At 46.7% G+C, this 14,503-nt stretch carries 8 protein-coding genes; 2 read left to right on the top strand and 6 right to left on the bottom strand.

The features are described from left to right. Positions 1 to 209: 209 nt before the first annotated feature. Positions 210 to 2,192, top strand: a complete 1,983-nt coding sequence (locus tag Q0Z69_RS06440) for a DNA polymerase (protein WP_367272250.1) — start codon at positions 210 to 212, stop codon at positions 2,190 to 2,192. A gap of 65 nt (positions 2,193 to 2,257) precedes the next feature. On the opposite strand, the gene Q0Z69_RS06435 is transcribed toward Q0Z69_RS06440, so the two are convergent. Further along, positions 2,258 to 2,947: a LuxR C-terminal-related transcriptional regulator gene (locus Q0Z69_RS06435; protein WP_298031019.1), complete on the bottom strand. Its 690-nt coding sequence runs from the start codon at positions 2,945 to 2,947 to the stop codon at positions 2,258 to 2,260. A 353-nt stretch (positions 2,948 to 3,300) separates the two neighbouring features. On the opposite strand from Q0Z69_RS06435, the gene Q0Z69_RS06430 reads away from it, so the two are divergent. Beyond that, positions 3,301 to 5,952, top strand: coding sequence for an NACHT domain-containing NTPase (locus Q0Z69_RS06430; RefSeq protein WP_298031017.1), 2,652 nt, complete (start codon positions 3,301 to 3,303; stop codon positions 5,950 to 5,952). Positions 5,953 to 6,031: 79 nt separating this feature from the next. Here Q0Z69_RS06430 and Q0Z69_RS06425 read toward each other — a convergent pair whose 3' ends face one another. The 5 genes from Q0Z69_RS06425 to Q0Z69_RS06405 are packed head-to-tail and all read right to left on the bottom strand — an operon-like array spanning position 6,032 to position 14,493. Next, positions 6,032 to 7,540, bottom strand: a complete 1,509-nt coding sequence (locus tag Q0Z69_RS06425) for an ATP-binding protein (protein WP_298031014.1) — start codon at positions 7,538 to 7,540, stop codon at positions 6,032 to 6,034. Beyond that, the gene (locus tag Q0Z69_RS06420) at positions 7,500 to 8,711 is read right to left on the bottom strand and encodes an SIR2 family protein (protein ID WP_298031012.1); all 1,212 of its coding nucleotides are present in this window, start codon (positions 8,709 to 8,711) and stop codon (positions 7,500 to 7,502) included. The genes Q0Z69_RS06425 and Q0Z69_RS06420 overlap by 41 nt, the downstream gene beginning before the upstream one ends. A 41-nt stretch (positions 8,712 to 8,752) precedes the next feature. Further along, positions 8,753 to 11,839, bottom strand: a complete 3,087-nt coding sequence (locus Q0Z69_RS06415) for a type III restriction-modification system endonuclease (protein ID WP_298031099.1) — start codon at positions 11,837 to 11,839, stop codon at positions 8,753 to 8,755. An 8-nt stretch (positions 11,840 to 11,847) separates the two neighbouring features. Then, positions 11,848 to 13,866 (bottom strand): site-specific DNA-methyltransferase, encoded by a 2,019-nt coding sequence (locus Q0Z69_RS06410; protein ID WP_298031010.1) that lies wholly within the window; start codon positions 13,864 to 13,866, stop codon positions 11,848 to 11,850. Positions 13,867 to 13,902: 36 nt separating this feature from the next. Next, positions 13,903 to 14,493 carry a hypothetical protein gene (locus Q0Z69_RS06405; RefSeq protein WP_298031007.1) on the bottom strand — a complete coding sequence of 197 codons (591 nt, stop codon included), beginning with the start codon at positions 14,491 to 14,493 and terminating at the stop codon, positions 13,903 to 13,905. Positions 14,494 to 14,503: the final 10 nt, after the last annotated feature.

Raw genomic sequence — 14,503 nt, 5'->3', positions numbered from 1 at the left:
CTTTTTAAGAAACGAGGTATGTAGTGTTCGAGTTTATGACGCAGACCGTTATAACAACGGCATTTGTTTTTATCATGATGATGGATGCCTATCTGTTCCTGAGGTTCATTTGCTGGCTCTTTGGGAAGATAAGGCATAAGAAATAAACAAGAGGTAGCAGAGCGTGTTTTCTCTGCTGCCTGTTTTAGCGAGGTGGTGATATTTTGAAGATAGAATACCTGAGTCTGGATTTGGAGACCTTTTCGTCAGTAGACCTAAAGGAATGCGGAGTATACAAATATGCGGAATCTCCGGATGCGGAGATCCTGCTATTTGGCTACTCGATAAACGGAGAGCCGGTGAAGGTGGTGGATGTGGCCTGCGGCGAGATGATTCCGGATGGGATACTCCGGGCAATCGTTGACCAGAAAATAACGAAATGGGCATGGAACGCAACATTCGAGCGTGTATTCCTATCCGTGTGGATAAAGCGGAACTATCCGCAGTATTTCCAAGGCTACGGCAGTCCCGATGATACCATGGGCAGTTACCTGAATCCCGTATCATGGCGCTGCACCATGACATGGGCAGCATACCTCGGTCTTCCCCTTTCCCTTGACGCGGCAGGAGCCGTGCTGAAGCTGTCGGAGCAGAAAATGTCCGAAGGCAAGTCCCTAATCCGTTTTTTCTCCGTGCCGAGAACTCCGACAAAAAACAATCCTGCGGCAAGGAACTATCCGCAGGACGATAAGTCAAAATGGGAAACCTTCAAAGCGTACAACAGGCGTGACGTGGAAGTCGAGATGCAGATACAGCACAAGTTTCGGAACTTCCCCGTGCCTGAATTCATCTGGGAGGAGTACCACCTGTCAGAGATGATAAACGACAGGGGGATACTGATAGACACGGCAGTAGCGGAGAACGCCATTGATTTTGACAGGCGCACAAAGAATGAGCTTATGGCAAGAATGATTGAGCTTACCGATCTAGAGAATCCAAACTCCACACAGCAGCTTACGGGATGGCTTAATGAAAAAGGCATCGAGACGGATTCCCTTGATAAGAAGGCCGTCATTACGCTTTTGGAGGACTGCCCCGATGATGTGGCAGAAGTGCTGAAGCTACGCCAGCAGGTATCCCGGTCATCCGTAAAGAAATATCAGAAGATGGAAATGACAATGTGTGCTGACGGCAGGGCAAGAGGGATGTTCCAGTTCTACGGGGCAAACAGGACAGGCAGATTCGCAGGAAGGCATATACAGCTGCAGAACCTCCCGAAGAACCATATGGCTGACCTAGCGGAGGCACGGGCCATCGTAAAGAACGGCGATTATGAAACGATGAGGCTGCTGTACGAGGATATCCCTGACACGCTGTCGCAGCTGATCAGGACAGCCTTTATCCCGAAGCCTGGATATGGTTACATCGTCTGTGACTTCTCCGCAATCGAAGCCAGGGTGCTGGCCTACCTTGCCGGGGAGCAGTGGAGGCTGGATGTGTTTTCACGGGGAGATGACATCTACTGCGCATCGGCGGCAGCCATGTTCAAAGTGCCTGTTGAAAAGCACGGGCAGAACGCGGAGCTAAGGCAGAAAGGCAAGATTGCGGAATTGGCTCTCGGCTACGGCGGCTCCGTAGGCGCATTGAAGGCCATGGGAGCCATCGACATGGGACTTGACGAGGCAGAGCTTCAGCCACTGGTGGATATGTGGCGAGCGTCCAACCCGAACATCATATCCTTCTGGTGGGACGTTGACCGCTGCGTAAAAGAGAGCGTCAGGCTCCACTGCGACACGGAGACACACGGCATTAAATTCAGCTATAAGAGTGGCATGATGTTCATCATGCTGCCGTCAGGACGCAGCCTTGCCTACGCAAAGCCATGCATCGGCGAGAACCGTTTCGGCGGAGAATCCGTCACATACATGGGGACGGACTCCAGCAAGAAGTGGAGCCGGATCGAGAGCTACGGTCCAAAATTCGTGGAGAACATCGTCCAGGCCATCAGCCGCGACATCCTTGTATATGCCATGCGGACGCTTTCCAGCTACTTCATCGTGGGACACGTTCATGACGAGGTGATTATCGAGTGCAGGGCTGAAACGACCATCGAAGAAATAAGTGAGCTCATGGGCAGGACACCTCCCTGGCTTCCCGGCATAGAGCTTCTCGGAAATGGATACAGATGTGCGTTCTACATGAAGGACGATTAAGAAAATGGCCACCGAAGCATATGCGCCTTGGTGGCCGTACCTGTGATAGCGCGGCTATCTTCTTATCAATCGAATATAATGATGCTGTCGATGAACTTGGTCAGATCCTTCTTCATGCTTTTGACGCGGTTTCTTACTGTATCCCGGTTGATATTCAGCTTTTCGGCAATTTCCTTGACCCGATAACCGTCAAACAGCATCTGCATCATCTCGGCGTGTTCAGGATATTTCTCTCTGATAAAGTCCATCACTTCGCTGCTGTATTTCTCAAAAAGATCGCCATCTGGAGCAATGCCGACAGGGATTTCCATGTCCTCCTGCTCGCCATCTTCTGAAAAGCCACCCACGCCTGTCATTGAAATCGGCGCGGATGTCACCTTGCGGAGCGAGTCGCGATGCGGACAATCCTTGCAGTCGTTTATCACCGTCTTATTCTCACCAGGCTCTCCATAATTGGGATTCGGTATCCTTAAAGGGCACCTCTTCAGATTGCCATCTTCTCCCGGGATAAGGCATCTCCTGTCCAGCTGGGCGTACCTTTGATTCCTCCCTTCCTCCGCTATGTAGGAGTGGAACAGCCCCTCACTCCCCGGCACAAGCACAGCCCTGTATTTCCTGTAGCCGTACTGCACCGTGTCGACCTTGTATCCCTGGATTTTTGCGTAATCCAACAGTGCCTTCCTTGCCCCCTTGTCCTCGGGTAATTCCATCGGAACCAGGTAGCTGCCATCTTCCTGCCTAAATACTGTAACCATACGAATCTCCTTTTCCCGGAGAAACCCATGGTTTGTCAGATTTGAAGAGCACTGATCCAACCCCGGATTTCTCCGCAGTGTTAATCAGCCGCTTCAACTGGCCGATATATTTAGACCTGTCCGTTGCCCCTTGAAGCTTTGGCTCCCGTCGGAGCGAAGCCCCGGAAGGTCTGCTGAAAAATGCACAAATTCTCGAACACAGTTCAGAGGATTTGTGGTATAATAGAAGGCACTGACTAAAAGACCGCCATTTGCCCTTCCTTGTCTGTGATTGTCAGGTTTATGATGTTTATTGGCAATCGTTTACAGGGGTTTATAAGGTTTATAGCGGTTTATGATTTGGAGATGATTGTATGAGCGAAGTTAAACCGCGCCTCTGCGGAGGCACATTCTTTGCCCTTTTGCTTCAGGCGAGGATTCGCAAGAACAGTCCCAGCCAAGGGGATCTTCTGAACTCGCTCATGAAGATATATGACCCGAGCTACTACCCATTGTACGGACAGAATTTAAAGTCCATCCCGTCCCGATTTAAAACCTGTGATCCCACTCTCAATAGCGAATATGTGCGCCTCGGTGATGAAAAGCTCGGCAAGGCATTCTCTGCCCGTATGGCAAACAACTATACCGAAGTGGTCACGGAAATGAAGGAACTCCTCGATGGAAAATTCAGGGACGGGGAATCCGGGAAATGGCTTGTCAGGGCATTGCTGGAACTCATAGAGGCAGATTCGACCATCCGGCCGAAGGACAGGCTGTATGTGAATCCTGATAATGCAGCGTCATATAAAGAGGAGCTTATCCAGTACGGTGAAGACGATACGATTTATTTCTACAGCTTCATTCTTGGAATATGGCATTATTGCTGCACCCGGCCTATGGACGCAGGAGTCGGTCAGGATACCTATCTATCGTGGACTACAGGCAGCGATGTGGGAAATACTGAGCGGGAGTTTACCAGTAAGATTGGGTTTAATAAATTCCTCGATGTGGATGTAAAATACCAACTTGAGAGGGAGCCTTGGGACGGGGAAGATGATGAGGATGAGGGTGAATTCCCGTTATTCCTTGACCCGAACGGAGTAGCCCCTGACCTTGCGACATTCAATCCAGAGGATGAAGGATTCCTTCTCCACCGAGTCGGCAAGCCAAAGAAAGCGGGCAGATTTGATAAGTACCTGAAACAGGCAAAGAAGAAGCATTCTCGTAAAGATACATTCATTTATGAAAATGAACGTGACTTCTACGATTTCTTTGTCTGCAATAATGTCTGCGAATGCAATGGTATAACACGCATAGCAACATATATGTCAGAATTAGGCGGCTGCGGAAGCGGCATGATTCCGTACATACACGACCTTACTATCGATAAATTTCCGGAGGACTGCCACAGGATTCACCTTAAGGGAACAGGCGGCATTGGGAAGTCAATGATGATGAATCACCTGATGTTGAACGCCATAGAATTGTATGGTGAGAACAGAATTCCTGTCTTTGTTACGCTGAAGAATTATGATGCGGATCAAGATGATCTGCTAAATTTCTCTTTTTCGGAATTTCAGCGGCATGATGTAAGCCTTAAGCTCATAGATTTCACGGAGCTTCTTGTACAGGGCAGGATGATCCTCCTCATGGACGGTCTGGATGAAGTAAAATTGGAGCAGAAAGAGGCTTTTAATAGACAACTGGATATTATGATCGACCAGTACTCGGACGCTATGTTTATCGTATCATCTCGCCCCGATGTAGGACTAAGCACCTTGAGACGCTTTACCACCTATTCCATCCTGCCACTTAATCCTACACAGGCTGTTGATATGATAAAAAGGCTCGACAAGGATGTCGTTAGCGAAGATGTAAAGCAGGATTTTATCAAAGATCTGAATGCCGATGTATTTAACTTCAGCCGCGATGAGGAACATAAGTTTTTGGGAAACCCCCTGTTCTTGACCATTATGCTCATCACATATAACGGATATCATAATATCCCGACACAGCGATATCTGTTCTATGAACAGGCCTATGAGGTCATGGCTGAAAAACATGACGCTCGGAAGTCGCTCAGGCGCAATTTCGAGACTGGCCTATCCAGCAGGAATTTCAAGAAGCTCTTCGGGGAATTTTGTGCAATAACCTATAATGACGAGAAATATTCATTTACGGAATCCCAGTTAAAAGAGTATGCACAGGCCGTAATCGATGCCAACAACTATACATTCGAGGTGGAAAAATTCATCAATGATGTTACTAAAAAAGTATGCCTCTTATACATTGACGGCGGTAAATACTATTTCGTACACCGCTCGTTCCAGGAATATTTCACGGCATTCTTTTTCTCCATCCAATTGGAGAAGACCTATGACGTAATATACAATATGTTCTTGGCAAGGGACGAGTCCATTGCTGAAGATCAGACCTTGGAGATGCTCTACGGAATGGATGACAAAAAGACATCGCTATGCATCCTGATACCGTTTCTGAAAAGTCTTTATTGTGGTAAGTCTGAAACAGATGCGTACAGAGACTATCTTCGCATAATCTTTCGGACAGTGGGATATACGGTAGGGAATGTCAACAGCTATCCGATTTCCAAGCCGTGTTCAAACATATACTCTTTCATCTGTGCCGTAAACAACATTGATGCCGAGTTTATGCTTGACGAGAGCAACATTCCTTTCGAAGAAGATTTTGTTGAAGAAGAATTTGTATACTACAATAAGAACTGGCGACATCCCGAAAAAATGTTTGATATGGCGATTGCCAAGAAATCAGAAGTTCCATATACATCCAGAGATGAGGAAGATGAACCAGCCGGATTCAGCTGCGAATTGGATTTCTTAACGCTTTATGATAAGGCCGACAGATACACAGAGATAGTCGAGGCTGTCGAAAAGGATGAATTTCCGCTGCGCAGATTATTTGAATATACGCGCAGGATAAAAGAAGAGCTTGAAAAGAAGTACACAGGAAAGCCCCAAACCGGAAGCTTCCTCAGCAGATTCCATTAAAAAAAACAGCCCACAGAAGTTTTTGGCTTCTGTGGGCTGTTTGAGAAAGCTTTCATGGTTCAGAAATACCCAATTATTTTTAATTAGCATCACATAGAATAAGGTCTTCAATTTCCGGATCATTGCTTCTTGGAAGCGGTCTGGCATCGTGAATCCGCACAATAGAATCATTTGGGAAAGCCTCGCCGCAGACAATGGCATGCTGTTTCTCCAATGCGCTCATCTGCAGATAAAATGTATCGTTGGAAACCCGAAGCACACCACGCAAAAATTCCATATCACGCTTACTGGTTATCTTATGCATGATAACAGAGTTGCACTGGCTAACTACCTCGTAGGCAAGCATCGATGGGATTTGTGAAGCAATGATTAGACCCACCCCAAATTTCCTGCCTTCTCGTGAGAGTTTATCGATATAGTAGCTTCCCAGTCTGCTTTCTTCCGCATTCACATTTATGTACCGATGCGCCTCCTCCAGCACGAGGCATAAATGTGTGGTATCGCGGTTTCTGCTTTTATATTCATATATGGCCTTAAACAGCATGTACACGACAATATCCAAGGCGTCACTGGATACTTGAAGATCAAGAATAATTACCTTCTTCCCAGTATGTAGAATCGCATCCATTGTAGACGCAGCATCGGCATTGTTGATAACGCCCATCAAAGATTCATCCTCAATGATGCCATCAATACGCAGACTCATTGTACGTAAATATCCGCTTATCTGATTCTTTGAGAAATCGCTTTTCTTTCCATTTTGAATATCTGTATGTTTATCAATCCATTGTTCTATCTGTGATGGCAATTCTTCAAGACTCCATCTGACGTTTTCTGCCTTCAATGAAGTGATGCAGTCCTTTAATGCCGGATACTGGACGCCCTCCGCCGCTCGAAAAAGTCGTCCATATTCCGTATTGCTAAGGAGGCTGTGATGGAAACGGAGCTTATCAAAAGATATATAATCCGCATCATCTTCATCAAATGCTCTTTGATATTCTCCATTGACATCAAGAATAATAAATTTGATATCTTTGCCTTTATTTTCCCGAATGTAATTCTGGATGATGGAAACGACCGTGCATGTCTTGCCGCTGCCTGTATTTCCAAAGACACCGAGGTGTTTTCCGAAAAGGACATTCGGATTATAGCCTACCGTTACGCTGTTGTCATAAATATATGTTCCAATGGTCGATGGATTCACTTTTTCAGCAGGAGCAAAGATGTGACCGAGAACCTTGTTCCATAATTTAAAAACCTGTTCGCCAACAAGTGGATATGTATTTGTTCCAAAAGTGAATTTTTCTGTCACCTCGTCAAAAATGCCACTGATTGAAGAGGAAACAAATATATCCGCATCGCTGTCATATATCTCCTCCACGGTCATTATCAGGATACGGCTGTCCACAAGCCTTGTCCCTACTAAAGAACCGACAGAAATATAGCTTGCCACAAAGCTTTCCACACCGAGCCTGTTTATGGCAGATTCCTCTGTCACGCGAATAAGGACTTTCGATCCAGTGATTTTTGTAATGCGCCCAATCTCATTAACTTGCATGTGATACCAGCACTTTCCGAAGAAGTTCAATTGCCTTCTCCTGATCGGTCTTCTCTGGTGTGGCAGGAAGGATATATTTTACAAACGTCTTAAAATCGGCGAGGACTTTACCAGCCATGATATTTATATTTGGCATACTGTCAGCGAGCCGCTTAATCTGGTCAATAAAGCTCCCTTCCTCATCTGGATTGTATAGGAAAAAGTAGAAGATGTTATTCGGGTTTTCCAACGCCTTAATCAGGATTTCGTTGATGTGATCATCTCCATACTTATATCCCAATATAATAATAACATTCTTTCCGGTTTCGGCTTCATCCAGCATATGCCTCATCAGCTCGCTGTAAGGGGTGCTGTATGTCTGATACAGCTTGTGGGATGTCGGATAAATAAGCACGGGTTTCGTGTCATCTATATCCACTTTTCCGTCTTTGAATTTAGGCTGGAATTCCTTTATTTTGTCTTCTTCCACAGCCCAATTAACGGACCCGTGTATTTTGATTAATGCGGTTTTGTCTTTCCCTTGGAGCGTTCTTGGATTGAAGTTCCGATTCACAAATCCAGAAAAACCATCCTTGTATTCTATGCCCAATTTATCAAGCGAATATTCAAAAGCCAAATCATAATTCGGTGTGTAGATGCTCGTCCGTTTCAGGCAATCGAACGTGCGGAGCTTCAACAGGAAAATCTCATGCAGTGACAGTTTCCTGTAATCAACGGAATTTACAAAGCTTTCGATTAATGCACCCTTAACCTTGTCAATAAGCTCTGTAACAAGCTGGTTTTTCTTATCGTCCTTTACTAACTGGTAATATGCGTTTGCAGTAATGAGCGCATTGAGCTGCTCCTCTATACCATTGAGAGCCCCTACCTTGTCTATGATGGTGGCGAGATCTGAATACTCGTCCTTGTATTCACTCAGCTTGAAGTCCCGCGTATCTTTCGATCCTGCGTACATAGATGCGCCGTTCCCAAATAAAAACAGGATGTCATCCAGCTTCATGTGTTCAGCAAGTTTCAATCGCAGCTCGGAAAAAGCCGTGAGCAGTTCTTCGGTGGGAATATGAGTGTCAGCGACTACTTTTCCCCCGGCATCTATTTCGGGATCAAGGAGTGTGAGCAATTCTTCTTCAGAAGCAATTTGCTCCCTATCCTCGCGCCGACTGTTTATTTTTTCCAGAATAAAATTGCTATCAAAATACATATGCAAACTCCATTCTATACATTCTTCAGAGAGCCTACCCGCTACAGGCTCTCCATGATGTCAATCAGGTGCTGATAGCTGTTCACATGGCTGTATACCACGTTGTTATCAGAGAGCGATGCGAACAGCTTTTTTGCGCAGTCGATCTTTGCTTTTTCTATCGGTTTCAGATTCAGCGTTTCCATCGTTCCCTTTGTCTCCGCTATAAAGAAGATATGCTTCACGGTGCCCTTGTGGAATGCAATAGCCCAGTCAGGCGAGTAGCTGCCAACCGGCGTAGGAATGGAAAAGCCCTTCGGCAGCTTGGCATACACGCAGACTTCCTCTGCCAGATCCATGTTCTCGGCAAATTTCCGCTCGATGCTCTGACCGTCCTTCGCATAGCCATCCGTGAATACGTAATCCTGCACGTTCTTTCTGGAGCGGTAGGCCTTTGAGAAATCCGTATTTTTCTCTGCCGTGAAGATTGCGCTGTCGTAGGTTCCCTCAGTCTTGTTGTAGGTAATCTGCTCAACGATCATCGTTGCCTTCTGCTCATTAATCAGGCGTATCGCCTTGGCGATGAACTCCTCCGGATTGTTCTTGAACATGGCAAACTTGAACGGACTGATTCCATCAAGAATCCTTGCGACAGACCGCCGGGTGAGCTTTGCGCCTTCTGCGACCTTGCCGACAAGGTCATAGGTGACCGTACTCCCTGCCGCCCGGTCGAGCGTATAGGTCTGGCTCTTTTCCGCAACGAAACCCGCGCCGCCTTTCAATTTGTCGGCGTTCCAGTCCTGCCCTTGCTCGCCAGTGGTCACGGTGTATTGCAGCTTTGCCACGAACATCTTGTCATCGATGTGGGCAATGGATTTCTTGATAAGCTCCTCGCTGTCAAACTCCACCGTGTAGGCGTATTTATGGTTGATGTAGTTCCAGAGCGTCTGGAACTCCTTCTTGTAGAAATTGTCGTTCAGGGCGTTCTCCTGAATCTTAGTGTCATGGCCATCGCTGATCATGTCATCGAGAGCGTGTTCATCGAAGATGCTCTGCACGAGAGCGTGTACGCCCTCAGTTATTTCAGAGCAGCTTTCCGGCACGGGAGCCAGCACTCCGTTCGCAAGGTCTGCACGGTACTTGTCCGTAACCCTGTCATCATCATCAATGTACTCGTTCTTGATGAGGTACCTGTAAATATCCCGTCCCTGTTTGTCGGACACGGTGACATCGTTGCCATCGATAACGATAGTTTTGCCGATGAAGTAATCCGGCGTAGCCTTGGTAGGACGCTCGTACAGATCCTCCCGGATTCCCTTCTGAAGGTCAGCCACGAAATCCCTGTAGCCATCAGAAGCAATGACCGTCAGCTGGTTGATCTGCTGCACCTGGCTTCCCAAAGTATCCCAATCCATGCGGTCACCGTTCTGGTTGACGCAGAGGCGAAGGCCACGGCCTACTTCCTGCCGCTTCTGGGTAGGCGAGCTGCCGCCATGTTTCAGCGTACAGATCTGGAACACATTCGGATTGTCCCAGCCCTCGCGCAGAGCGGAGTGTGAGAAGATGAAGCGCACGGGATTCTCGAACGACAGCAGCCGCTCCTTGTCCTTCAGAATCAGGTCGTAAGCGGAGATGTCATCACTTTCGTCACTGCCGCGCTTGATGGTGCTGTCCACCTTGCGGCCTTTCTTATCGATGCTGAAATACCCGGCATGAGTGCTGTGAGCCTCAATCGAGCGCAGATATTGCTCATACGGCGTATTGAAAAGCGTCAGGTATTCATTTAGGATGTCAATGTACTCTTGCTCAAAAATCTCCCCATATTCAGAGTTTATTTCATTTCCGTCATCATCGTATCTGCGGTAGTTCTCAACCTTGTCGATGAAGAACAGGGAAAGCGTCTTGATGCCCTTGCCATACAGTTCCTTTTCCTTCTCGAAGTGGGAGCGGATGGTCTCACGGATTTGCACCCTGCGCAGATCCGCTTCGGATACATCACCGATAACCTCGCCGGAATGGATTGTCTCTCCATTGGTAAAGGACACCATGTTGCGGATCGGATCAATCTCGCTTATACGGTAGCCCCGGTACTGTTCCATGTTCTTTGACAGCGCAAACAGGTCATCATCCACGCCAAGAATCCTGGTCTCTCGGTTAATGGACTTGTTGTAGCCGATCTCGAACTCAATACGAGCCATCGGTGGCTTCTTTGGAGAGATTACGATGCCCTCTAGGAAGAGATAACTGTCCGTTCCCCGAAGATTTTTGATATCGAATCCCTTTACTTCAATCTTCTTTACCAGCTTCTTGTTATAGGCATCCAAGGCATCCAAAACGTACACAAGGTCATGATGCTGCTTATGGGTAGCGGAGTAATTCAGGCAGAAAAGCGGATTGAAACGCTTGATACCCGCCTGTGTCGCGCTGCCTCCCATTTTCTGCGGCTCATCCATGATAACGATAGGCCTGTTTGCCGCAATGACATCAATCGGCTTCCTGCTGCCGAAGTCGTCCCTTGCGGAGTTGATAATCTTGGAGACGCTGTTCTTCTTTGACTCGTCAAAGGTCGAGTTGAAAGCTTGGATGTTGATGATCATGACGTTGATATCCGAACTCTGGCTGAAATTATCAATCTCGGAGAGGTTTTTGGAGTCATAGACGAACACCCTTGCCTTCTTGCCATAATGCTCCATGAAATGGTCTTCCATGGTTTCAAAGCTCTTGCGGACACCCTCGCGGATGGCGATGCTCGGCACGACTACGATGAACTTGCTCCAGCCGTAGAGCTTGTTCAATTCGAACATGGTCTTTATATACACATAGGTCTTGCCCGTGCCGGTTTCCATTTCCACGTCAAGGGAGCATACCCCCAAGCCGCTGGACTTCACCATCTGCGACAGACCGATGTTGTTCCTCGTCTGAATCCTGTTGATGTTGGTGAGGATCTGGCCTAAGTCCAGCTGAACCTTGGCATTGGCAAATCCCATGTACAGCTCTTCATCAGAGACGTTCCAGTTTGTAATGTCTCTTTTAACCTGAACGTCTCTGCGATAGGTGAACCGGTCATTAAAGGGCTGGCCGGCAAATACACCGACCACACTGTCTACAGCCTCGGTCTGGTAAGGCTGTATAGTGAATTTGAATTTCATATCTGCCATTACAGCACCTTCCTTTGAGTTTTCGGACTGTAGGTTTCAAAAATTTGCTCGAAGTTGGTCATAACGCTGTCACTGGCTATGCCGGAGTCACGGAAAACCGCATAGGATGGGTGAAGCTTCGCAATTTCTGTAACCGTTATTTCGGTGATGTCAGTATCAAAGCAGGCGACGAGATGAGTACATATTTCCCCATTTAATGTCTCATATCTCCCGCCGACAATGAACACTTTCTTTCCTGCAATCTCGGTTTCTTCAATTTCGGATGAGAGCAGGATACCGAGGTCAAGCATCACTTGAAAGAGCAGATCCTCTGAGGTTCTGTCCGCCTTGATGTTGTTTGCAAAAAGTTGTAGCTGTCCTTGGTTGTAGTCTGCAGGGCGATAGTACACGTCCTCCATGTTGGTGGTATCCACGCGGAAAACGCGGAAACCATAATCAATATCTGTGCTAGTTTCCTCTTTAATTTTCTTTCCAGCTCGACGGATGCGTTCCTCGCCGATATCGCAGATGGTGGAAAAACCCGCTTTATAGGCATCACTCGATTCTTCACATACTTCAGGTAACTGTACAAGAATAAAATGTCGTCCACCATTATCTTCAGAGTTTAATCGAAGTGTTCCCTCCGCAAAAGTTCCAGAACCCGAAAAGAAATCCATGACAATGCAGTCTTGGCAATTAGCCAAATAAACAATATGCTTCATGAGAGCAGAACTCTTGGGAAAAGGGAACAACTGGTTGCTAAATCCCAACTTCTTAAATTCTTGCATTGCATTGTCAGAATTGAATTCGGTTCTATCCCAACTTGTGTGTTCTTTTACTGTACGAACCTCACCTTTTTTATCAATGTAATCCTTTTCATATACTGTGTACTTTTCTCCAGAGGCATATTTGGGCATAATTCGAGCTATAAGAAATTGAATATTCCGTGTTGCTGTTGAGAACCCCCAGCGCCATCTTCCTTCAGAGTTGTCTGGCTTGATAGGCCAAATTTCCTTGTAACCTGCCGCAATAAGTCCTGAATCCTCCTGCTCACGTACCAGCAAATCATTTGTTGTTGGATTAAAGTAAAAGGGATACCACATCAGGGGTCTATCCTCTCGTCGGTCCCCAGACCCCGTTTTTCTCAAGTCTGTCTCACGGTATTTTCGTCCCTCACTATCTTCCTTGTTGTATCTATTAGTGACATTGCTTTCTGCAACAAGGGGAGAACAATCCCATGCATCACTTTTGCTGTAGACAAGAATATATTCTGTTGAGTTCATAAAATTTGAACTGTCCTGCTTCCCAGATGTCTTCCTAACATAGGTCACTACGGCCTGTTGATTGCTCTCACCAAAGATTTCATTGCAAATTTTTATGAGATTCTCCAACTCATGAGCATCTATTGAAATGAATATAACTCCATCATAAGAAAGGAAGTCCTTTGCAATGCGAAGACGTGGGTACAGCATATTAAGCCAGTCCGTATGGAATCTACCATTAGATTCATTGTTCTGGCGAATATCAAAGAGAATGCTTCCTCTATCATCATACTGACCACTCCGTTCCGAGAAGTCGTCATTCGAAATGGAGCGATCATCGTCATAAACAAAAACGTCACTGCCCGTATTATACGGAGGATCAATATAAATCAATTTGACCTGACCCAGATATGTTTCCTGGAGCAACTTCAGCGCATCGAGGTTATCTCCCTCGATATAAATATTTTCCGTATCAATGCTTCCCGGAGTGCCGTCTCTGCCGACAGACTTCTCCCTCACAAGGCGCAGTGTCTTTGCGATGGGCTGGTTTGCCAGCACCACCGATTTCTTCTTATCTGGCCATGTGAACTGATAGCGTTCTTGCGTTCCCTCCACCACGGCGGCAGAAATCTCCTGCCGTAGGACATCAGCGTCGATGGCACGTACAACTTCTCCGTCCTCATTTATCGTTTCCGTCACGGCATTCGGGAACATCGCCGCCAGCTTCTTGTAGTTCTCCTCCGCAAGGTCAGGGGTATGCATCTTCAGATTATCCATAGTTCAAAACCTCCAGTTTCTGTTTTGTGTAAGCGGTCATCCCAGCTTATAATTTGCGTATCCTAAATATGGATCTTTAACATAGCCTGTCGGAAAAATGAAATCCACCATGTCCTCCGGCGAAACACGATCTACCGCAATGGAACGCATTGATGTTTCACTATTTTTTACCGCTTGCTCCAGTCCGTTAGTCCATGTATCCGAAACCGTGCTTAACGGTACATCGCAAGCAATAATCGTGGGCTTGCCTATTATCTTCAATTTATCCCGGCACCACAGGTCTGCCGCCACGGCATTCAAGAACTCACTGCCGTAAATCAGATAATGGCAAGCGTCTCCGAGCAATTCTGATTGCTCCAAACTAAGCCACACCTTATGGCTATGTATGCTGTATTTCTCCCAAACCTTCTCGGCTTGCGCTCGAACATCATCCTCGGTCAATCGCTCATCCGAAAGCTTCTTTACCGCATCTTCTATAGCAGACTGCTCCGTGAAAGGAACAATACCATTCTTCTTATAGGCTTCAATATCCTCAATCCTGCAAGCGTGATATGCCCGGATGTGCGTGTAGTTGGAAAGGGTGATTTTTCTGCCTTTGCTTTTTTCGGTTATCAGCACTTTCTTCATTCTGGTCTCC

Source organism: uncultured Dysosmobacter sp. (genome assembly GCF_947631165.1).
Taxonomy (GTDB): domain Bacteria; phylum Bacillota; class Clostridia; order Oscillospirales; family Oscillospiraceae; genus Oscillibacter.
Note: the sequence above shows the minus strand (reverse complement) of the source record. Positions and strands in the feature narration are given on the sequence as shown.

Bases quoted from the DNA above. Each gene is read 5' to 3' on its own strand.
- Q0Z69_RS06435 (WP_298031019.1), bottom strand. From the start codon at position 2,947: ATGGTTACAGTATTTAGGCAGGAAGATGGCAGCTACCTGGTTCCGATG.
- Q0Z69_RS06430 (WP_298031017.1), top strand. From the start codon at position 3,301: ATGAGCGAAGTTAAACCGCGCCTCTGCGGAGGCACATTCTTTGCCCTT.
- Q0Z69_RS06420 (WP_298031012.1), bottom strand. From the start codon at position 8,711: ATGTATTTTGATAGCAATTTTATTCTGGAAAAAATAAACAGTCGGCGC.
- Q0Z69_RS06415 (WP_298031099.1), bottom strand. From the start codon at position 11,839: ATGAAATTCAAATTCACTATACAGCCTTACCAGACCGAGGCTGTAGAC.
- Q0Z69_RS06410 (WP_298031010.1), bottom strand. From the start codon at position 13,866: ATGGATAATCTGAAGATGCATACCCCTGACCTTGCGGAGGAGAACTAC.
- Q0Z69_RS06405 (WP_298031007.1), bottom strand. From the start codon at position 14,493: ATGAAGAAAGTGCTGATAACCGAAAAAAGCAAAGGCAGAAAAATCACC.